The organism is Agarivorans sp. Alg241-V36 (assembly GCF_900537085.1).
GTDB lineage: Bacteria > Pseudomonadota > Gammaproteobacteria > Enterobacterales > Celerinatantimonadaceae > Agarivorans.
The window spans coordinates 134786-154246 of the sequence record NZ_UNRE01000008.1 but is presented as its reverse complement, the minus strand read 5'-3'; the positions used below and the strand labels follow the sequence as shown (position 1 = coordinate 154246).

Genomic DNA, 19461 nt, shown 5'->3' with positions numbered 1-19461 from the left:
CTTTTCCACTAATACTGAGCTACTAAGTTAGCCGGAATATGACCGATAAATTTGCCGCCTTTATAAATAAGTGTGTAATTATGATTGGCGACTAAATCTTGGTAACGATCTGTTGTTCCATCACTAAATGTTATCTCTGCAGTAACTTTGCTTAATTTTCCTAACGAGAAGACCAAAGGCAAACCGTCCCACCTCGCCCTTTGTTGCTCGATTAGGTTTTCACCGTTATATATCTTAACTACTGCATCAACTGCATATGGGTTGGGCTGTTTATAGCGTGGGTAAATGTACAGGCTGTTTTGTTGATTTTGCCCGGTATTTAAGAACACTTGAAGCTGCTGATTGCTAGCTCCACCTATCACAATATCCTGGCGTAAATCGTTGTTTAGATCAGTGATAAACACTGGGTTAGAATCCCAGCCATTAAAGCTTAGTACTTGTTTAAACTTCCCTTGACCATCGTTTTCCCAAACTCTCCCGTACTTTTTCCGTGGATTAGAAAGTAGCAGATCCAAGTCTCTGTCGTTGTCAAAGTCCACTGCAAATACTCGAACAAGATAAGGTGCACCGGCATTTAGCATTTTGCTTAATGGGGAGTTTTGCTTAACAAAACCTTTGTCTGTTTGCAGATAAACGTCGCCTTTTCCTTTACCGGTTGTGATTAAGTCTTGGCGATGATCGCCATTTAAATCACCGACAAAGATTGGTGTTGCGTGTTCTGGAAGCTTGAGCGACTTGTTTGATAATGTGTAACCTTGGTTACTTGCTAGAAAATACCAGCCTAGGTGATCGCCGCCATAGCCGCCGTGTCCAGCTACAATAATGTCTTTCTGTTGATCGTTATTGAGATCAATAGGTGCAAGCATTGGGCTTGGTATTGGTGAACGGTTTATAAAGTGCTGGTAGGTAGTTGCTCGGAAAAATCGGTTCTTTTTATTGTTGGCCTTAAAGTCTTGTTCAATCTGTTGGTATTTTAAAGGCAGAAGATTGTTGTCACTAGAGTCGTAGCTTTTATCGCGTTGGAATGTTTGTTTATCGACTTGGTATAAGAACGCGCCTTTGCGCCCTGCATCTAAATCTAAGTAGCCATCTTGATTAAGGTCTGTAACTGTTTTTGGATAGGACACTGGAGAAAAGGTTTCTTTAGGCGAAGCTACGTTAAATTCGCCTTGCTTGTTTATTACATAGGGATTCTTTTTCTCATCAGAAAATGCCGCTATGTCGAGCCAACCGTCACCGTTAAAATCAAAAAACCACGGTTTGTCGTCGGCGCCTGGTAATTTCTGCTTAGTGCTAAGGCTTTTAAATTCTAGAACGCCACTAGGTATCAACTGATTAACTAATAACTTGCCACCTGGCGTACCGTGGTGAGAAAGGTAAAGATCTACATCACCGTCGTTGTCGTAGTCAAACCCGCCTACTCCCCATGGCCACCAACCATGCGAGCCAAACTCACCACCTTGCGCTTGTAACTCTTGTTTGTGCCATTGTTGAATGAGCGCATTTGCGTTAGTTGAAACAGCTTTGAATTCTAAAGCACAGGCAAAAACACTAGTTAACAACGAAGCGACAACGAGAGTAAAAGTGACCAGTTGCATCATGCGAAGCCCTTAATAAAAAAGCCAGCTTATCGCTGGCTATTAAAGTGTAGCTGCAATTTTTAGTTTAAATCACCATCTTGCCAAAACTTGGTGCCTTTAATGGTGGCTTCTAAAGACAGCCCGGCTTCAGTTAACTGATAAATTTCTACATCACCAATGGCGCCTTCTACTTCGGCAGAACCACCTTTATCACCAGCGGTTGCTGCTGCATCTGCTTGGGCGCCAAATAACCAACCACTTTCTACAAACTTGTCAAAGGCTTCCCGAGTTTTAAAGATCATTAATGCACGGAAATCTTTTACACCTAAACCAAAGCCTACGCCAGCCTCGCCCATTTTCATATAGGTTTTCTTACCTGAGGCGTTATCAACCGCTATACCGGTTCCACCGCCAGCCGAAATAACAAACAAATTAACGCCCACGTTGCTGAATACTGCATAGCCCACACCGCTGGACATTTTCCCCGATATATCGGGCTTTTCTTGTTTAAATTTAGCGATGGTCTCGTTGGCTGATTTATTGTATTCAGCCCTGTCTTCCTCTACACCTGCAAAGCTAAAGCTACTAATAAACAATAAGGTGACACTAAAAGCTGTGAGTAGGTTTTTCATCGTAGTTCCTCGTTATCCGATTAAAACTAATTTGAGAGTGGCAGCGCCACAGTAATTGTAGTGGTATTGTCTTTATCGCTGGTACGCATACTAACTTCGCCATTTTGCGCATCGCTAAGTAAGCTAACCGAATACGTGCCTAAGCCAGTGCCGGTATCTTTTCCTGACGTAACATACTTTTCCCAAAAGTTTTCTCTAATGGCATCGGGCACTGCGCCTACATTCTCAGTAGTCACCTGAACCTTTTGATCTACAACGTTAATCGATACTGAAACTCGACTGCGGCTAGGTGCTGCTTCACAGGCGTTTTTAAGCAGATTAAAAAACAGCGAATAACTTAAGGACTGATCACCTAAGGCTAATACTTCGTTACCTGGATCTTCTTCTTCTGGCTCTAAGTACATTAATAGTTGCTTGGTGCTAAAAGTTTTTCTTACTACGGTTAACATTTTCTTAAGCATTAAATGTACAGAAAATGGCTTAGCCTTAAGTTCAAAGCGGCCCTGCTCGATTTTATATAACTCGGTTGATAGGTTAATCATGTTGAGTAACTGCATAGACAGTTCGTCTATCATCACTGAGCTTTCGTTAATACTAGCAGTTGCTTGACGATCGGTTTTTATTTGTTCAGCTAAGGCAACGATACCGGCAATTGGGCCCTTTAAATCGTGCCTTAACAACTGATCCACACTGTTTTTTAGCTTCTCTTTTTCGATTAGATTATCTAAATCACTTTGTAGGTGTTTATGTAGATCGACTGAGCGCAGATGATTACGCACTCTAAGTTTTAGTAGTTCTGGTTGAATGGGCTTAGTGATGTAGTCAATTGCTCCACCTTCTAGGCCTTTGGTTTGATCGCCAATTTCGGTTAAAGCAGTAACAAAGATAACCGGAATATGTTGCGAGTTAGGATGTTGGCGAAGCTTCTCCAATACTTCGTAACCGTCCATTTCTGGCATCATTACATCAAGTAATACAAGGTCTGGTGGTGTTTCTGAGCAACAGATCTCTAATGCCTTTTTACCGGTTTTAGTGAGTAGTACACGGTAGTCATCACGTAGTAATCCCCCTAACAAGGTTAAATTTTCTGGAGTATCGTCCACGACTAATATGGTGTTTTGCTTAGTTGTAGCTATGGGGGCTGGAGTCTCTGGCTCGGGGTCGGCCAATTGAACTTCTTCTAATTCTGGCTCGTCTTCGTTTACGAGTGATTGACGATTTCTAACATCGCCTTTTGCTGCTTGCTGTAACCTTGCTTGCAACAACGCGGTGGTGAACGGTTTAATAATTAAATCGGTTACGCCTTGGCCAATGGCTTCAGAAACTCTATCGCGTTCTGCTTCTGCGGTAATCATAATGAACGGAATATGCCGCCATGTTTCTGACTGTCTGACTTGTTTTAGAAATTCAATACCAGTCATTACCGGCATATTCCAATCAGACAATATTAGATCTACGTTTCGCTTTTTTAGCACATTTAGTGCTTGCGCTCCGTTCTCTGCCTGTATGACTTGGCCAATGCCAAAGCGTCTTAATTGCTCGTAAGTGATTTTTCTTATTGGTGCCATATCATCAACGATTAGCACGGTAAGTTTATTTAGTTGCATGTAAACGCGCTTCCTTCGCGGTTAAGCTTTTATTCTTCTAGTGACTCTTTAAATCGTTCTTTTACTTCTAGTATTTCTGGAAGAGCTTCGATGAACAATGGCACTAATCTAGGGTCAAAATGGCTGCCGGCTTCGCTTTCTAAGAGTTCGATAGCTTGTTCTACTGGCCAAGCCTTTTTGTAAGGACGTTCACAAGTGAGAGCATCAAAAACGTCTGCTATGGCTACAATACGCCCTTCAATGGGAATATCTTCCCCAGCAAGTCCATTAGGGTAACCTTTTCCGTTCCATTTTTCGTGGTGAGTTAAAGCGACTGTTCGAGCCAGTTCAAGTAATTCTGAGCTATCGCCCTCGCCAAGAATTTCGCCACCTATTAAGGCATGGCTCTGCATTATTTCCCATTCTTCGGCGTCTAATTTGCCAGGTTTTTGTAAAACCCGATCTGGAATGCCTATTTTGCCAATATCGTGCATAGGTGCGGCATTCATTAGAATGTCGGCGTCCCTTTCACTCATTCCAGCGGCTAAACCAAGTATTCGAGAGTAGTAGCTCATTCGAATAACATGCATACCCGTTTCGTTATCTTTGTACTCTGCAGCTCGGCCTAAGCGTTGAATGATCTGTAATCGCGTAGTGTTGATAACATCGGTTTGTTGTTTAACTTTACGGTCTAATTCGCGGTTTTGGTTGTACAAAGCGAGTTGGGTTTTTACCCTAACCTTTACCACCGGGGGGCTTACTGGTTTGGTGATGTAGTCTACTGCGCCAAGCTCTAAACCTTTTAGTTCATCAGCGGGGCTAATTTTGGCTGTTACAAAAATAACGGGAATATGGCGAGTGCTTAAATCTTCTTTTAAGCGGCGACACACTTCAAAGCCATCTATACCTGGCATCATAATATCTAGCAGTATTAGGTCGGGTTTATTGGCCTTAGAAACAATCTTTAATGCCATGTCGCCATTACGTGCCACTTGTAATTTATAATCATTTCGCAGAATGCCTGCCAATACGTCGATGTTCTCTGGGGTATCATCCACAATAAGAACAGTGGCCCTGTTTTCCATAAAGTATCCTTGCTTACCAATCCATCGATCAAAATAATCAGTTGTAACTATAGTCTTAAAATCAACAATTTAATAACAACAACGAATAAAAATTAAGCGTTTCACCAAAATAACACGAATGTTTTGAACTAGGTCTTATTGGCTCTAGCCCCGAGCTAAAGCGCATGGCTGAAATATAATGTTGCGCAAAGCAGTTTTTTGGTTACGCGAATGTAAATTATTGGTTCATAATTGATCTAGATCAATGCGGTTTGTTGATTGGAAAAGATTTGTTAAATATTTAGCGAAGATATGCAAATAACTAGTTTTTCAAACTGTTATTTGCTTAGTCGATGAAGTATGATCGCGCCGTTAAGCTACTGGTTATAGGCTCTATTCGTGCTAAACGTGAATGTAGTTTAACAATTCGTTTCATGTTGTTGATGCCATTGCATCAAACTCGCTTAAACAAATAATAAATAGCAACGGAAGCATGTATTTATGAACCAAGCAGCTAGCACAGAGACTGATTACAACTACACGGTTGTTCGCCAGTTTACTGTAATGACCATTGTTTGGGGTATAGTAGGCATGGGTGTTGGTGTATTAATTGCGGCGCAATTAATTTGGCCTGCCCTTAACTTCGATACTCCTTGGCTAACTTATAGCCGGTTACGTCCCCTTCACACAAACGCCGTTATTTTTGCATTTGGTACCAGTGCATTAATGGCTTGTTCTTTTTACGTGGTACAGCGTACTTGTCAAACCCGACTCTTTGGTGGCCCTCTCGCCTCCTTCGTATTCTGGGGTTGGAATTTGATTATCGTATCGGCTGCGATAACACTGCCTATGGGTTTCACTACATCAAAAGAGTATGCGGAACTAGAATGGCCAATTGGCATAGCAATCGCGATTGTATGGGTGGCTTATGGAATAGTCTTCTTTGGCACCTTGGTCAAAAGAAAAACTTCGCATATCTATGTAGCTAACTGGTTCTTTGGTGCCTTTATTATCACCGTTGCTGTATTGCACATTGTAAACAATGCTGCCATTCCGCTAACTATGACTAAGTCGTACTCTATTTACGCTGGCGCCGTTGATGCAATGGTTCAGTGGTGGTACGGCCACAACGCGGTTGGTTTCTTACTTACAGCGGGCTTCTTGGGCATGATGTACTACTTCGTTCCTAAGCAAGCAGGTCGCCCGGTATATAGTTACCGTTTATCTATCGTTCACTTCTGGGCGCTAGTATCAATTTACATTTGGGCCGGCCCTCACCACCTACATTACACTGCACTTCCTGATTGGGCGCAGTCTTTAGGTATGGTGATGTCTCTTATCTTATTTGCTCCTTCTTGGGGCGGTATGATTAACGGTATTATGACCTTGTCTGGTGCTTGGCATAAACTACGTTACGATCCAATTCTACGTTTCCTAATTGTTTCATTATCTTTCTACGGTATGTCTACCTTCGAAGGCCCAATGATGGCAATTAAAACCGTAAACGCCTTATCTCACTACACTGACTGGACTGTTGGTCACGTTCACTCTGGTGCTTTGGGTTGGGTAGCCATGGTATCTATTGGTAGTGTTTATCACTTAATTCCCGTGTTGTTCGGCCAAGGTCGTATGTACAGCACCAAGCTGATTAATACTCACTTCTGGCTAGCTACAATCGGCGTTGTTCTATACATCGTAGCAATGTGGATTTCTGGTGTTATGCAAGGTTTGATGTGGCGTGCGGTAAACGAAGACGGCACCTTAACTTACTCATTTGTTGAGTCGTTGCAGGCTTCTTACCCATTCTACTTTGTTCGCTTTATAGGTGGTGTGTTCTTCTTAAGCGGTATGTTTGTTATGGCTTACAACGCTTATAAAACAATTACCGCAGAGAAAGGCTCTTTAGAAGCGATTGAACACGGACAGGAGGCATAACATGAAGCATGAGTTAATCGAAAAGAATGTTGGCTTACTGGCCATATTCATTGTTATCGCGATTAGTTTTGGTGGTTTAGTGCAAATCACCCCGCTAATTTTCCAACCGGAAACCACTGAGCCAGTAGACGGCCTAGTGCCTTACACTGCTCTGGAAATGGAAGGTCGCGATATTTACATTCGCGAAGGCTGTAGTAACTGCCACAGCCAAATGATTCGCCCTTTCCGTGCTGAAACAGAACGCTATGGCCACTACTCGGTAGCCGGTGAAAGTGTATGGGAGCATCCATTCTTGTGGGGTTCTAAGCGAACTGGACCTGATCTAGCACGTGTTGGCCAACGTTATTCAGATGAGTGGCACCGCGTACACCTTATTAATCCACGCGATGTAGTACCTGAGTCAAACATGCCTGGTTTCCCTTGGTTAGAGGAAAACCTAGTAGATGGCTCGTTAACTGGTAAGAAACTAGCGCTATTTAAAAACCATTTTGGTGTGCCTTATACCGACGCTGACGTCGAAGGTGCAGAAGAAGCCGTTAAAGGCAAAACCGAAATGGAAGCTTTAATAGCTTACTTACAAGTGTTGGGTACAGCATTAAAATAAGGAGTTAGTTATGGACTTTGGTACATTTAGCGGCCTATACACTGCATTCTTAATGGCGATATTTATTGGCATTTTTGCCTGGGCCTACAGCAAGAAACGCAAAAAGGATTTTACTGAAGCTGCCAACTTGGTTTTTGCCGACGAGCCTAAAACTAGCCCGACAAAGGAATTTGAAGGAGCACAGAAAAAATGAGCACATTTTGGAGCGTGTGGATTACTGTAATAACTTTAGGCAGCATTCTAGGATGTTATTTGCTGCTTAGAGCGTGTAACAAGAACAACACCGGCATTAAAGAAGGTGAGTCAATGGGCCACGAGTTTGATGGAATTGAGGAGTTAAACAACCCTCTTCCTAAGTGGTGGTCTTACATGTTTATTATCACCATTATTTTCTCGTTGGTGTATTTAGCAGCCTACCCAGGTTTAGGTAACTGGCAGGGTTTCCTTGGTTGGAAGAGCTCAGAAATGGGTATTAAGAGCATTGCTGAAGGCCAAGAACGCGTAGCCGCATACGAAGGCAATGTTGCTAACCAATATCAAGGTGAACTTGAAAAAGCCGATGCTCGATTTGGAGAAGTTTTCCGCCAAGTTGCTTACAACGAATCTGGCGAGTACCGGAGCGTAGAAGAACTTTCTGAAGATCCTGCAGCGGTTAAAATTGGCCAACGCTTGTATCTACAAAACTGTTCGCAGTGTCATGGTTCTTCGGCACGTGGTGGCAAAGGCTTCCCTAACTTAACCGACGGTGATTGGTTATACGGTGGAAGCGGCGAAGCGATTAAAACTACTCTTATGCATGGCCGCCAAGGTCAAATGCCTGGTTGGGAAGAAGTATTGGGTGATGACGGGATTAAAGAAGTTACCGCCTATGTTCTTAGCTTATCTGGCCGTAAGGTTAATGATGTAGATGCAGCTAACGGTAAAAACCGCTTTGCAGTATGTGCCGCTTGTCATGGCGCTGACGGCACTGGTAACCAAACGCTTGGCGCACCAAACTTAACCAATGGTATTTGGTTATACGGTGGTTCACGTCGCGCGGTTGAAGAAACTCTACGTTATGGTCGTAACGGCGTGATGCCTGCTTGGAAGGATATTCTAGGAGAAGATAAGATCCAGCTTATTTCTGCCTACGTATATCAGCTTTCTAAGAGCGAATAGACTTAAAATTTATAAAAAGCGACGCCTATGCGTCGTTTTTTTTTGTTATATTTAAGCCCCCTTGTGAATGGAAGTATGCTGTTATGCAACAAGCTTGGTATAAACAATTTTGGCCGTGGTTTTTAATCGCGCTGCCTATGGCTGCAGTAATTGCTAGCTTAACTACTTTTTATATTGCTGCTACAACCAACAACGACATGGTAGTTGAGTCTTACTACAAAAAAGGCAAGGCAATAAATGCTGACTTATCGTTAATCCAAAAAGCAGGACAAATGGGGATCAAAGCATCTGTTTCGCCTGCTACCAATGGTTTGGTATTGGATATGTCATTGCCTGAATCCTTAAAAAACCAACCACTGAAAGTCGAGTTAGCGCATAAAACTCTGGCTAAAAATGACCGCAGTTATGTCGTAACTGCTGATGCAAACGGTCGCTACCGCTTTGGCGATGATCTTAATGAATCTGGCCGTTGGTTTATTCGCATTAGTCCAATGGATGATACCTGGAGATTACAGGAAGAGTTACAACTCCCGCTTTACACAGCAGAAGAAATAGATGGCAAGTAATCAAGGCCTGTGTTTTCACTGTAACGAAGTTATTCCCAAGGGCGTAAATTTACATGTTTCAATTCTTGGCAGCTCTCAAGCAATGTGTTGCCAAGGTTGTGCAGCCGTAGCGCAAACAATTATAGAAAGCGGCTTAGAAGACTATTACCAGCACAGAACAGCTGCCGCACCTAGCGCTCAAGATCTAGTGCCAGACGCTCTAGTTAAAATGCTGGAATATGACGACGAAAGCGTACAGTTAGAATTTGTTGCTCAAAACGAAACCAGCAAAGAGGTTCTGCTCTCTATCGAAGGCATTGCCTGTGCCGCTTGTGCTTGGTTAATAGAAAAACAGTTATCGCATATCGCTGGCGTTCAGAAAATTCACGTAAACTCCACGACTCAACGTGCAACGCTTGTATGGGATGATCAGCAAGTTAAGTTAAGTCAGCTACTGCAAAGTGTGCATAAGCTTGGTTATAACGCGACACCTTTCCAAACCGATAAGCAAGAAGAAATAGATCGCAAACTATACCACAGCCATCTGCTCAAATTAGGCGTCGCCGGCCTAGCCACCATGCAAGTAATGATGTTTGCCATTGCCCTCTATGGTGATCTGTTTGATGACATGGAACTAATCTATCGAGATTATTTCCGCTGGGTGAGCCTAATTATGGCGACTCCAGTATTGTTGTTCTCAGCACAGCCCTTTTATTTTGGCGCTTACCGAAGCTTAAAAGCTAAAACGCTAAATATGGACGTACCGGTCTCCATCGCTTTATTGGGGGCCTATAGCGCATCACTTTATGCCACGGTAAACGGCACTGGCGAAGTTTATTTTGAGTCAGTTTCCATGTTCACCTTTTTGCTACTGCTTGGCCGTTTGCTTGAGTTACGAGCCAGACGCAAGGCCAGTGAAACTAGTTCAAATATGCTGAAACTAGTGCCTAAGTTAGCCATGCGACTGGATAAATCCGGTCAACAGCAAAAAATTGCTGCAAGCCAGCTTAAGCATTCAGACATCATCGTAATTTTGCCCGGCGAGGTAGTACCTGCCGATGGACAGGTAGTGTTTGGCGAAAGTGAGTTTGATGAATCGTCGCTAACCGGCGAGTCTTTACCTATTACAAAAAAACTAGGTGACAAAGTTTTTGCCGGTACTATTAACCATGAGCAAACGGTTCATTTAGCAGTAGAAGCGGTATCTCAAAATACCTTTATCGCTAATATTATGCGCTTACAAGAACAAGCCCAAAGTGAAAAGCCTAAGATAGCAACAATAGCCGATAGCGTAGCCCGCTATTTTGTTTTTGGTTTACTCGTAATCGCCGCACTCACCTACACCTTCTGGCATTTCCATTCTCCAGAAGATGCTTTTTGGATTACTTTGGCAGTTTTAGTTGCAACCTGCCCCTGCGCCTTATCTTTAGCAACACCAGCTGCATTAACGGCTGCCACCCATAAATTGTCTAAAACTGGTTTATTGGTTAAACGTGGACACGTATTAGAAAGCTTAGCTAAAGTGACGTCTGTGGTATCTGATAAAACGGGAACGCTTACCGAGGGCAAGTTACAAATTAAACAAGTAAACTGCCTTGGCGTCACCGATGAGGCAACGACTCTTCAACTAATTGGCGCTTTAGAAGCTCAAAGCTCCCATCCAATCGCTAATGCTTTTAGTGAATACCAAGGCTTAACCGCAACTAATATTGAGCACCATACCGGTTTGGGCTTGAGCGGAATGGTAGATGGTAAACAGTTAAAATTAGGCAAGGCATCTTTTTGTAAGCAAGCTGCAGAGCCGATTGCAGGAATGCTTGAATTGGTATTGATGGTTGATAATGGCTTGTCTGCTAGAATCTACCTCTCAGACACAATCAAAAAAGATGCGGTGAGTTTTTCGAAAGGTTTAAAAGCAAGAGATATTTCGCTCTCTATGTTAACTGGAGATGACTCCGCCCAAGTGGAGTATGTTGCTAAACAGTTACATATCACAGACATTGCCAGTGGCACATTGCCACAACAAAAACTCGACGTTGTGAAGAATAAAACACAAAGTTCCCCTCACCTGCTAATGCTCGGCGATGGCGTAAACGACGGCCCAGTGTTGGCTGCTGCGCCGCTGTCGATAGCTATGGGCTTAGGCACCGACATCGCAAAATCTAGTGCGGACGCCGTGTTGTTAGGCAGCAGACTTACTACCTTGCTTACCGCAGTAGACCTTGCCAAGAAAACCAAAAAGATTATTGCGCAAAACCTCGCTTGGGCCTTGGGGTATAATGCCTTGATACTGCCATTAGCAGTTGCGGGTATAGTTACTCCCTATATGGCCGCTATTGGTATGTCGTTATCGTCTTTGGCGGTACTCACTAATTCCTTAAGGTTAAACAAGCAATGAGTATTATTTTTGTCTTGATTCCTATCGCTCTCATCTTTGTATGTGTAGGAATTGGTGTATTTTTCTGGGCTGTAAAAAGCGAACAGTTTGAGGACCTAGACCGTCAAGGCGTCAACATACTGTTTGACGATAAAAATAAGAGCAAACAAGACGATGATAGCCCAAGCTGATTTTACAGCTGCCTTTATCACTGGTTTGCTAGGTGCTACTCACTGTATTGCTATGTGTGGCGGCATTGCTTGCATATTAGGATCTCGTGCTAACAACTCTTCAAAGAAATTGTTAGTGAGCATCGGTTTTAACCTCGGTCGCATCTTAAGCTACTCTATTGCCGGCGCTATTGTTGCTGGTTCCATTCAAGCCATTAGCCAAGTTCATCGCTCGGTTTATATGTTGGTTGGTTTGCAGTGGTTTGCTGCGATAATGCTGATTTTGCTGGGCATCCACCTGACTCGGTGGTGGTCAATACTTACTCCCTTTGAACAACTTGGCAAAGGCTTGTGGTCAAAGCTACAACCTAAGGCGAGCAAAGTGTTAGCACTACAACACCCGCTAGCCAGTTTGCCTTTAGGTATGGTTTGGGGATGGTTGCCCTGTGGATTGGTTTATTCCACCTTAGTACTAAGTGCGAGCCAAGCTAATTGGCTAAATGGTGCCGGAGTTATGTTTAGTTTTGGTTTAGGCACTTTTAGTGTGATGTTGCTGGCTGTGTTGTTAGGACAACAACTGACTAAACTAATGACAAATCGCCTATTACAAATTTGTTCAGGGCTAAGTGTTTTAAGTTTAGGCCTCTACCAAGTTGTTACATTGTTGTAGCAATAGATCTAGAAAATTTATTACATAAAGAGTAGAATTGCCTCGAACTCCTATAGCACAGTTTGAGTATGAGCATTAACCCAAAAGCTAGTCAAAGAATCCAAACTGGTGGATGTGAAATCCACTGCCAAGATTGCAGTATCGCCCAGTTATGTATCCCTTTCTCTCTTAACGAGACTGAGCTAGATCGCTTAGATAGTATTATTGAGCGTAAAAAGCCGATTCAGAAAGGCGAAGAAATATTTGCCGCTGGCGATAAGCTTAAAAGCTTATATGCCATCCGTTCGGGCACAATTAAGTCTTACACCATTACCGAACAAGGTGATGAACAAATTACCGGTTTTCATTTAGCTGGTGATTTAGTTGGTTTTGATGCTATCAACAACCAAGAGCACCCAAGTTTTGCTCAAGCACTAGAAACATCTATGGTATGTGAAATTCCTTTCGATACCATGGATGAATTGTCTGCCACTATGCCTAAATTACGCCGTCAAATGATGCGCTTAATGAGCAATGAAATTGTTGCAGACCAAGAAATGATTTTGTTGTTAAGCAAGAAAAATGCAGAAGAACGTTTAGCTGCTTTTATCTATGGTTTATCACAACGCTTTTCAGAAAGAGGCTTCTCTCCTAGAGAGTTCCGTTTAACCATGACGCGTGGTGATATCGGTAACTACTTAGGACTAACCGTAGAAACCATTTCTCGTTTACTAGGACGTTTTCAAAAAGCCGATATGATTGCCGTAAAAGGTAAATATATTTCAATCACAGATCGTGATGCCCTTCGCCAACTAGCTGGTACCAAACAAAGCTAAGTATCTAATATCACTGACCTGATTTACATCAATCTATGGTAAAAAATCTAGGTCAGTGTTAACTATCTCTAATTTATTTCCTACAAATTGAGCTAAAGTTAAGTAGCTATTCCAGACGATTCTAGGAGCTGCTTTATGATTAAGTATCGTAATATTTTGGTGGTTATAGACCCCCTTCACGACACCCAGGCGGCTTTGTCTCGTGCAGTGTTTCTTGCACAAAAAGAAGACAAGGCAAAAATCAAAGCTCTACTCACTATTTATGACTTTTCTTACGAAATGACCTCTATGCTTTCAGGCGAAGAACGTGAAGCCATGCGCTCAGGCGTTATAGAGGAACGTAATATTTGGTTAAATGAAGTAATAGCTGCAACAAATACCGCTGGGATAGAAATAGAAACCAAGGTAGTTTGGAATAATCGATTATACGAGAGTGTTATTGAAGAAGTTCTAGACTTTGGTCACGACCTAGTGGTTAAAGCTACTCACCCACATCCTACCTTGCAGTCGATTATTTTTACGCCGAACGATTGGCATATTTTACGTAAGTGCCCCACTCCTGTGCTAATGGTTAAAGAGCATGATTGGCCAACAGAAGGCAAAATTATTGCTGCTATACACGCAGGCGCCGAAGATGACGAACACCACAAGTTAAATGAAAGAATAGCCAACGAGGCGAAAGATCTCAGCAAGTTACTCGATGCTAACTTACATGTAGTTACAGCCTACCCAGCTGCACCGGTAAACATTGCTATAGAGCTACCTGATTTTGATCCCCTAAAATACAACAAGAACGTTATGGAGTTTCATAAAACGGCACTCAATAAGTTTGTTGAAGAACAATTTGAACAAACGATAACGCCCCACCTGGAAGAAGGCTTGCCGGACGATGTAATCCCGGAGGTGGCCAACGATATAGATGCCGAAATCGTTATATTGGGAACATCTGGAAGAAGCGGCTTTAGTGCAGCACTAATTGGTAATACCGCTGAGCATGTTATTGACCAATTAGATTGTGATCTGCTGGCGCTTAAACCACAAAACTTTGTGAGTCCTTTCCAAAAATAGATAGTGCTTAACTGACGTAAAACATTGCTTAAGCAAAGCGGGGTTATATAATAGCCCCGCTTTTTTATTGGGAACACACTATGTCAGTTACAGCTAAACAACAATACAACCACAACAAACTTCAGAAGCGAATTCGTCGTCATGTTGGTCAGGCAATAGCCGATTACAACATGATAGAAGACGGCGACAAGGTAATGGTTTGTTTGTCTGGCGGTAAAGACAGTTATGCAATGCTAGACATCCTAATGAACTTGCGCGCTCATGCCCCGATACATTTTGACATTGTTGCCGTTAACTTAGACCAAAAACAACCGGGCTTTCCAGAGCATATATTGCCGGAATATCTTGACGGCTTAGGCATTGAATACAAAATCGTAGAAGAAGATACCTACTCGATTGTTAAAGATAAGATCCCAGAAGGTAAGACAACCTGCTCGTTATGCTCGCGTTTGCGCCGTGGGATATTGTATCGAACAGCTACTGAGCTTGGCGCTACAAAAATAGCCCTTGGCCATCACCGTGACGACATATTAGAAACCTTATTTTTAAACATGTTCCACGGTGGCAAGCTTAAAACCATGCCACCTAAACTTGTGAGTGATGATGGTAAACATGTCGTTATTCGCCCGATGGCCTATTGCAAAGAAAGCGATATGGAAAAATATGCTGAGCTAAAATCTTTTCCTATCATTCCTTGTAACCTTTGTGGTTCACAGGAGAACCTACAACGTCAGGCAATTAAACAAATGCTAAATGATTGGGAAAAGCGTTTTCCTGGTCGAATCGAATCAATGTTTAGGTCGGTTCAAAATGTTGTGCCTTCGCACCTACTCGACCATCAACAGTTCGACTTTAAATCAATAAATCGTGATAGCGGGATTATCAACGGCGGTGATATTGGTTTTGATGCTCCAGAGTTAGAAGACCAGCCAAGCCAACATAGCCAAGCTGGTATTGTTCAAGTTGTTGAGCTTTAACCCGCTATTATCGGTGTGCGGGTTGGCCACAGTTTTTGGTTAACCCTCATCATTTGCTGTAACTCTTCAACGTAGGCTTGGCCGCGTTCGGAATAACTACTCAGTTGAGTAGCCAGCTCTATCGCATTTAGTTCCCCGCTAGCGCGAGCCTGATTTCGTTGTTGTTGGAAACCTTTGTAAGCCGGGTGGCTATTTAGGTTGTTCATGTAAACGCTAACTGACTCATATACGCTATCGAACTTTCTTACTTCGTGATTCGCGCCATCGTTACGGTTTAAAGGTACTAAACCACAACCTTTTTTATAGCACCACTGACCGAACAAGTTATTACCTTCGCGTGCAAATCGCGAGGTTCCCCAAGCAGATTCATTCGCCGCTTGTGCCAGTACTAATGCTGGTGGAATTAAATCCACTTTAACTAACAGTTGTTGCACTTGGGCTTTTTCATCCAATGATTGCTCTACTCGGTAAAGCTCTGAAAGCTCGCTTAAAGTTTGTTTCTGTTTGTTAGAGAGAACTGAGCCTGCAATAAGCTCGGCATTAATATCTTCTACATCAGAGCGTTGCTGTAAAATTTTGCTATTACTCGCTTCTATTAGAGGAGTAATAAAGTCGGTAAAAGTTTGCTTCTTCTGTTGAACATTTTCGATTTCGTGTAGCGGAGGTAAGTTTTGTGATTGCGCTTGCTGCTCTGGGGACTGTTCACAAGCAACTAAAAGTGCTGCTAGCAATCCCGGTAAAATTATTCTTTTCAATTATTAACTCTTAGTTCTGAAGTGAGCTCACTAAGAAACTCAGGTACTAATTCGCTGGCGGGTCCGTAATAACGTTCGCCAAATTCACTTTGCATTTCCGAGGGTTCTAAGTTTAGTTCAATAGTGCGAGCATCATGGCTAGCAGCCTCGTGAACAAACCCTCCTGCAGGAAAAACATGACCGGATGTACCGATCGCCATAAATATATCACAGTGGTTCAGCTGGTGATAAATTCTATCTAAACCAATTGGCATTTCGCCAAACCAAACTACATGGGGCCTAAGCCGAGTTGGGAACTGACAACAAGTGCACAGTACATCACTCCCTAAATCTTGTTTCCATATTGTGGTTTGATTACTTACTGGGCAACGGGCTTTAAGTAATTCGCCGTGCATATGCAATACATTTTTGCTGCCTGCACGCTCATGTAAGTCGTCAATATTCTGAGTAATAACCAGTAGTTCGATATCTTGATGTTGCTCAAGCTCCGCTAATGCAAAGTGAGCGGGGTTTGGATGAACATTGCCATCTTGTAGTTGCTTACGGCGTAGATTATAAAATTGGTCAACGAAATCTGGTGAGCGCTGATAAGCCTCGGGCGTGGCAACATCTTCTACCCGATGCTTTTCCCATAGGCCATCTGAATCTCTAAATGTTTGGATACCTGACTCAGCAGAAACACCTGCCCCAGTTAAAACAATGACATTTTTTTTCATATTCATCTTCTTTTCATCTAATTCAGGTACAAGCCACTATAAATATATAATAAGCCAGCATAAGACCCCATCCTACTTAAGTTGTAACAGCGCGCTTTAGACTGTTTATTAACTAAGTATTAACATACTAGCTAGTAGGAATTTCGACATAAACCAAAATATCTAGTTTCTACTTCCATTACGCCATTCAAAATTAAACTTTTGCGACATATCTCGCTTTTAGGACTTTTAAGGTAACTAAATCAGGGAATTATCATCAGCTGTGCTAATCTTGATCTAGCGCAATAAAAACTTGATAAGCCAAATTCTTAAGCGGCTTGATACTATATTCATTTATATTGAATAGATTTGCGCTAGTGGTCAGTTATTCGGCATTCTCACGCGATTGCGGTGTTACAATAATGTTGACACCCAATATTTGAATGTTTATGTTGTTATTGGCTCAAATTAGCACTCAAGCAAATTATTCGAGTGATATACCCCACAATAGAAGACAAACTGTACAGGGAAGAAAACATGTTAAAAAACACGCATATTAAAGCAGCTGTTGCTGCTGTTGCACTAGCTTTTGCTGCCAACGCAAGTGCAGCTGAAGGAACGTTAGACAATGTTAAAAGTAAAGGTTTCTTACAATGTGGCGTAAGTACCGGCTTGCCTGGTTTTTCAAACCCAGATGCTGACGGCAACTGGCAAGGACTTGATGTAGACGTATGTCGCGCTGTTGCTGCAGCCGTTTTAGGTGATGCATCAAAAGTTAAATATACTCCCCTGACTGCAAAAGAGCGCTTTACAGCACTTCAATCAGGAGAGATTGATATTCTTTCTCGTAACACTACTTGGACGCTAACCCGCGACAGCTCACTAGGTTTGAACTTCGCCGGTGTTAACTACTATGACGGCCAAGGTTTCATGGTAAGTAAAGAGCTGGGTGTTTCTTCAGCAAAAGAGTTAGACGGCGCAGCCGTTTGTATTCAATCAGGTACTACAACTGAACTTAACTTAGCGGATTACTTCCGTGAACATGGTATGAAATACACTCCAGTAGTATTTGATACTTCAGACCAAACAGTTAAAGGTTTTGAAGCCGGTCGTTGTGACGTACTAACCTCAGACCAATCACAGCTTTATGCACTACGCATCAAATTAGCTAAGCCAGATAGCGCGATGGTATTGCCAGAAATCATTTCTAAAGAGCCTCTAGGACCCGTTGTTCGTCAAGGTGATGACCAATGGTTAAACATTGTTAAGTGGTCTCTATTCGCAATGATCAATGCAGAAGAATATGGCCTAACTTCAGCGAACGCTGACGATATGCTTAAGTCAACTAACCCTAACGTTCGTCGTATCTTAGGTTTAGAAGGCCCTAAAGGTAAAGGTTTAGGCTTAGATGACAAATGGGGCTACAACATTGTTAAGCAAGTAGGTAGCTACGGTGAGTCTTTTGAGAAAAACGTAGGTGCAAGCTCTCCACTAGGAATCGCCCGTGGTGTTAACGCACTATGGAATGATGGCGGCTTCCAATACGCTCCACCAATTCGTTAATTTCTACCTTATTAGAGCAGGGCTTGCCCTGCTCTCTTCGTTTTAATCCTACATTACTAGGTTACAACATATGGCTGCTCATCCTTCTTCAAAGGATAACTCAGCAAATAGTCTTCGTAAGATCTGGTTTGATCCCAACGTAAGAGCGCTAGTTTTCCAAATTATTGTCGTTATCGGTGTTATTGGCTTCTTCTATTACATCATCAGTAACGCGCTTTTCAACTTAGAACAACGTGGCATTACCACTGGTTTTGGTTTCATGAACCAAACAGCGGGCTTCGGCATTATTCAATCTTTAGTCGAATACGATGAAAGCCACACTTTTGGTCGAACTTTCGTTGTTGGACTGTTAAATACAATTTTAATATCAATATTAGGTATCATTTTCGCAACCATACTCGGCTTTATTATGGGTGTGGCGCGTTTATCTAATAACTGGCTAATTTCAAAAGTTGCCACGGTTTACATTGAAACCATGCGTAACATTCCTCTATTACTTCAAATATTCTTTTGGTACTTTGCGGTACTTCGTGCTTTGCCAAGTCCTAGGCAAAGTGCTCATATAGGTGAAGCCGTTTTCCTTAACGTTCGTGGCTTATACATGCCTAGTCCAGTCTTGGAAGCCGGCGGAAACCTTGTTGTGTTTGCCTTTATTGCTGCAATTATTGGGTCATTCATTATTGCCAAGTGGGCTAAAAAACGACAAATGGCCACTGGTCAGCCGTTTCCTGTGTTTTCGGTATCCGCTGGACTAATTGTACTACTGCCATTACTAGTGTTTTTCGTAATGGGTATGCCTATTTCTTTGGATTACCCGGCACTCAAAGGTTTTAACTTCCAAGGGGGGATGGTGGTAATTCCGGAGCTAGCTGCATTGCTCGTTGCTTTAACCACCTATACTGCCGCCTTTATAGCCGAGATTGTACGTTCAGGTATTTTGGCTGTGAGTAAGGGGCAAAGTGAAGCCGCTGAATCTCTCGGTTTAACCCGCACTCAGGCCTTAAAGCTGGTGATCATTCCCCAGGCTATGCGCGTAATTATTCCACCACTTACCAGCCAATATCTAAACCTTACTAAAAACTCATCATTAGCGACTGCGATTGGTTATCCTGATTTAGTATCAGTATTTATGGGGACAACCCTTAACCAAACCGGACAAGCTATTGAGGTAATTGCTCTAACCATGGCGGTTTACTTAACCATCAGTATTACTACCTCAATCTTGATGAACATTTACAACAAGAAAATGGCTTTAGTGGAGCGTTAA

General features: G+C 42.5%; 19 protein-coding genes. 13 read left to right on the top strand and 6 right to left on the bottom strand.

What is annotated here, in order from left to right:
* Positions 1 to 8: 8 nt before the first annotated feature.
* The 4 genes from G6R11_RS18115 to G6R11_RS18100 are packed head-to-tail and all read right to left on the bottom strand — an operon-like array spanning position 9 to position 4883.
* Positions 9 to 1601, bottom strand: a complete 1593-nt coding sequence (locus G6R11_RS18115) for a VCBS repeat-containing protein (RefSeq protein WP_163134479.1) — start codon at positions 1599 to 1601, stop codon at positions 9 to 11.
* A 59-nt stretch (positions 1602 to 1660) separates the two neighbouring features.
* Positions 1661 to 2212 (bottom strand): YSC84-related protein, encoded by a 552-nt coding sequence (locus tag G6R11_RS18110; RefSeq protein WP_163134478.1) that lies wholly within the window; start codon positions 2210 to 2212, stop codon positions 1661 to 1663.
* A 26-nt stretch (positions 2213 to 2238) separates the two neighbouring features.
* Positions 2239 to 3819 carry a hybrid sensor histidine kinase/response regulator gene (locus G6R11_RS18105; RefSeq protein ID WP_163134477.1) on the bottom strand — a complete coding sequence of 527 codons (1581 nt, stop codon included), beginning with the start codon at positions 3817 to 3819 and terminating at the stop codon, positions 2239 to 2241.
* A 29-nt stretch (positions 3820 to 3848) separates the two neighbouring features.
* Positions 3849 to 4883: an HD-GYP domain-containing protein gene (locus tag G6R11_RS18100; protein ID WP_163134476.1), complete on the bottom strand. Its 1035-nt coding sequence runs from the start codon at positions 4881 to 4883 to the stop codon at positions 3849 to 3851.
* 480 nt (positions 4884 to 5363) lie between these two features.
* Between G6R11_RS18100 and ccoN the strand changes: the two genes are divergently transcribed.
* The 11 genes from ccoN (at position 5364) to ttcA (ending at position 15181) form a co-directional block, all read left to right on the top strand.
* A complete protein-coding gene (gene ccoN, locus G6R11_RS18095) occupies positions 5364 to 6797 on the top strand; it encodes a cytochrome-c oxidase, cbb3-type subunit I (RefSeq protein ID WP_163134475.1) in 1434 nt (477 codons plus the stop codon).
* Between the two features lies 1 nt (position 6798).
* On the top strand, positions 6799 to 7401 hold the full coding sequence (gene ccoO, locus G6R11_RS18090) for a cytochrome-c oxidase, cbb3-type subunit II (RefSeq protein WP_163134474.1): 603 nt from the start codon (positions 6799 to 6801) through the stop codon (positions 7399 to 7401).
* Positions 7402 to 7411: 10 nt separating this feature from the next.
* Positions 7412 to 7594 carry a cbb3-type cytochrome c oxidase subunit 3 gene (locus tag G6R11_RS18085; protein ID WP_163134473.1) on the top strand — a complete coding sequence of 61 codons (183 nt, stop codon included), beginning with the start codon at positions 7412 to 7414 and terminating at the stop codon, positions 7592 to 7594.
* Positions 7591 to 8559: a cytochrome-c oxidase, cbb3-type subunit III gene (gene ccoP / locus G6R11_RS18080; protein WP_163134472.1), complete on the top strand. Its 969-nt coding sequence runs from the start codon at positions 7591 to 7593 to the stop codon at positions 8557 to 8559. The genes G6R11_RS18085 and ccoP overlap by 4 nt, the downstream gene beginning before the upstream one ends.
* Positions 8560 to 8642: 83 nt before the next feature.
* Entirely contained in the window at positions 8643 to 9125 is a 483-nt protein-coding gene (locus G6R11_RS18075) for a FixH family protein (RefSeq protein WP_163134471.1), read from the top strand.
* On the top strand, positions 9115 to 11502 hold the full coding sequence (locus G6R11_RS18070; RefSeq protein ID WP_163134470.1) for a heavy metal translocating P-type ATPase: 2388 nt from the start codon (positions 9115 to 9117) through the stop codon (positions 11500 to 11502). The genes G6R11_RS18075 and G6R11_RS18070 overlap by 11 nt, the downstream gene beginning before the upstream one ends.
* Positions 11499 to 11672, top strand: a complete 174-nt coding sequence (gene ccoS, locus G6R11_RS18065) for a cbb3-type cytochrome oxidase assembly protein CcoS (protein ID WP_163134469.1) — start codon at positions 11499 to 11501, stop codon at positions 11670 to 11672. Before G6R11_RS18070 ends, ccoS begins: the two co-directional genes overlap by 4 nt.
* Positions 11656 to 12321 carry a sulfite exporter TauE/SafE family protein gene (locus tag G6R11_RS18060; RefSeq protein ID WP_163134468.1) on the top strand — a complete coding sequence of 222 codons (666 nt, stop codon included), beginning with the start codon at positions 11656 to 11658 and terminating at the stop codon, positions 12319 to 12321. Before ccoS ends, G6R11_RS18060 begins: the two co-directional genes overlap by 17 nt.
* A gap of 68 nt (positions 12322 to 12389) precedes the next feature.
* Complete coding sequence (locus G6R11_RS18055) at positions 12390 to 13136, top strand: FNR family transcription factor (RefSeq protein WP_163134467.1); 747 nt, start codon at positions 12390 to 12392, stop codon at positions 13134 to 13136.
* Positions 13137 to 13271: 135 nt separating this feature from the next.
* Positions 13272 to 14204, top strand: a complete 933-nt coding sequence (gene uspE / locus G6R11_RS18050; protein ID WP_163134466.1) for a universal stress protein UspE — start codon at positions 13272 to 13274, stop codon at positions 14202 to 14204.
* An 80-nt stretch (positions 14205 to 14284) separates the two neighbouring features.
* Positions 14285 to 15181, top strand: a complete 897-nt coding sequence (gene ttcA, locus G6R11_RS18045; protein ID WP_163134465.1) for a tRNA 2-thiocytidine(32) synthetase TtcA — start codon at positions 14285 to 14287, stop codon at positions 15179 to 15181.
* Here the strand turns inward: ttcA and G6R11_RS18040 are convergent.
* Together G6R11_RS18040 and cobB are read right to left on the bottom strand one after the other, a co-directional pair.
* Positions 15178 to 15936 carry a glucosaminidase domain-containing protein gene (locus G6R11_RS18040; protein ID WP_163134464.1) on the bottom strand — a complete coding sequence of 253 codons (759 nt, stop codon included), beginning with the start codon at positions 15934 to 15936 and terminating at the stop codon, positions 15178 to 15180. The genes ttcA and G6R11_RS18040 overlap by 4 nt on opposite strands.
* Positions 15933 to 16652, bottom strand: a complete 720-nt coding sequence (cobB, locus tag G6R11_RS18035) for a Sir2 family NAD+-dependent deacetylase (protein WP_163134463.1) — start codon at positions 16650 to 16652, stop codon at positions 15933 to 15935. Before cobB ends, G6R11_RS18040 begins: the two co-directional genes overlap by 4 nt.
* 516 nt (positions 16653 to 17168) lie before the next feature.
* On the opposite strand from cobB, the gene G6R11_RS18030 reads away from it, so the two are divergent.
* Both G6R11_RS18030 and G6R11_RS18025 read left to right on the top strand, forming a co-directional pair.
* Positions 17169 to 18194, top strand: a complete 1026-nt coding sequence (locus G6R11_RS18030) for an amino acid ABC transporter substrate-binding protein (RefSeq protein ID WP_163134462.1) — start codon at positions 17169 to 17171, stop codon at positions 18192 to 18194.
* A gap of 70 nt (positions 18195 to 18264) precedes the next feature.
* On the top strand, positions 18265 to 19461 hold the full coding sequence (locus G6R11_RS18025; protein ID WP_163134461.1) for an amino acid ABC transporter permease: 1197 nt from the start codon (positions 18265 to 18267) through the stop codon (positions 19459 to 19461).

Coding starts and splice junctions, on each gene's coding strand:
- G6R11_RS18105 (WP_163134477.1), bottom strand. CDS start 3,819: ATGCAACTAAATAAACTTACCGTGCTAATCGTTGATGATATGGCACCA.
- G6R11_RS18060 (WP_163134468.1), top strand. CDS start 11,656: ATGATAGCCCAAGCTGATTTTACAGCTGCCTTTATCACTGGTTTGCTA.
- ccoN (WP_163134475.1), top strand. CDS start 5,364: ATGAACCAAGCAGCTAGCACAGAGACTGATTACAACTACACGGTTGTT.
- G6R11_RS18085 (WP_163134473.1), top strand. CDS start 7,412: ATGGACTTTGGTACATTTAGCGGCCTATACACTGCATTCTTAATGGCG.
- ccoP (WP_163134472.1), top strand. CDS start 7,591: ATGAGCACATTTTGGAGCGTGTGGATTACTGTAATAACTTTAGGCAGC.
- G6R11_RS18115 (WP_163134479.1), bottom strand. CDS start 1,601: ATGATGCAACTGGTCACTTTTACTCTCGTTGTCGCTTCGTTGTTAACT.
- ccoS (WP_163134469.1), top strand. CDS start 11,499: ATGAGTATTATTTTTGTCTTGATTCCTATCGCTCTCATCTTTGTATGT.
- ttcA (WP_163134465.1), top strand. CDS start 14,285: ATGTCAGTTACAGCTAAACAACAATACAACCACAACAAACTTCAGAAG.
- cobB (WP_163134463.1), bottom strand. CDS start 16,652: ATGAAAAAAAATGTCATTGTTTTAACTGGGGCAGGTGTTTCTGCTGAG.
- G6R11_RS18075 (WP_163134471.1), top strand. CDS start 8,643: ATGCAACAAGCTTGGTATAAACAATTTTGGCCGTGGTTTTTAATCGCG.
- G6R11_RS18025 (WP_163134461.1), top strand. CDS start 18,265: ATGGCTGCTCATCCTTCTTCAAAGGATAACTCAGCAAATAGTCTTCGT.
- G6R11_RS18030 (WP_163134462.1), top strand. CDS start 17,169: ATGTTAAAAAACACGCATATTAAAGCAGCTGTTGCTGCTGTTGCACTA.
- G6R11_RS18100 (WP_163134476.1), bottom strand. CDS start 4,883: ATGGAAAACAGGGCCACTGTTCTTATTGTGGATGATACCCCAGAGAAC.
- uspE (WP_163134466.1), top strand. CDS start 13,272: ATGATTAAGTATCGTAATATTTTGGTGGTTATAGACCCCCTTCACGAC.
- G6R11_RS18055 (WP_163134467.1), top strand. CDS start 12,390: ATGAGCATTAACCCAAAAGCTAGTCAAAGAATCCAAACTGGTGGATGT.
- ccoO (WP_163134474.1), top strand. CDS start 6,799: ATGAAGCATGAGTTAATCGAAAAGAATGTTGGCTTACTGGCCATATTC.
- G6R11_RS18070 (WP_163134470.1), top strand. CDS start 9,115: ATGGCAAGTAATCAAGGCCTGTGTTTTCACTGTAACGAAGTTATTCCC.
- G6R11_RS18110 (WP_163134478.1), bottom strand. CDS start 2,212: ATGAAAAACCTACTCACAGCTTTTAGTGTCACCTTATTGTTTATTAGT.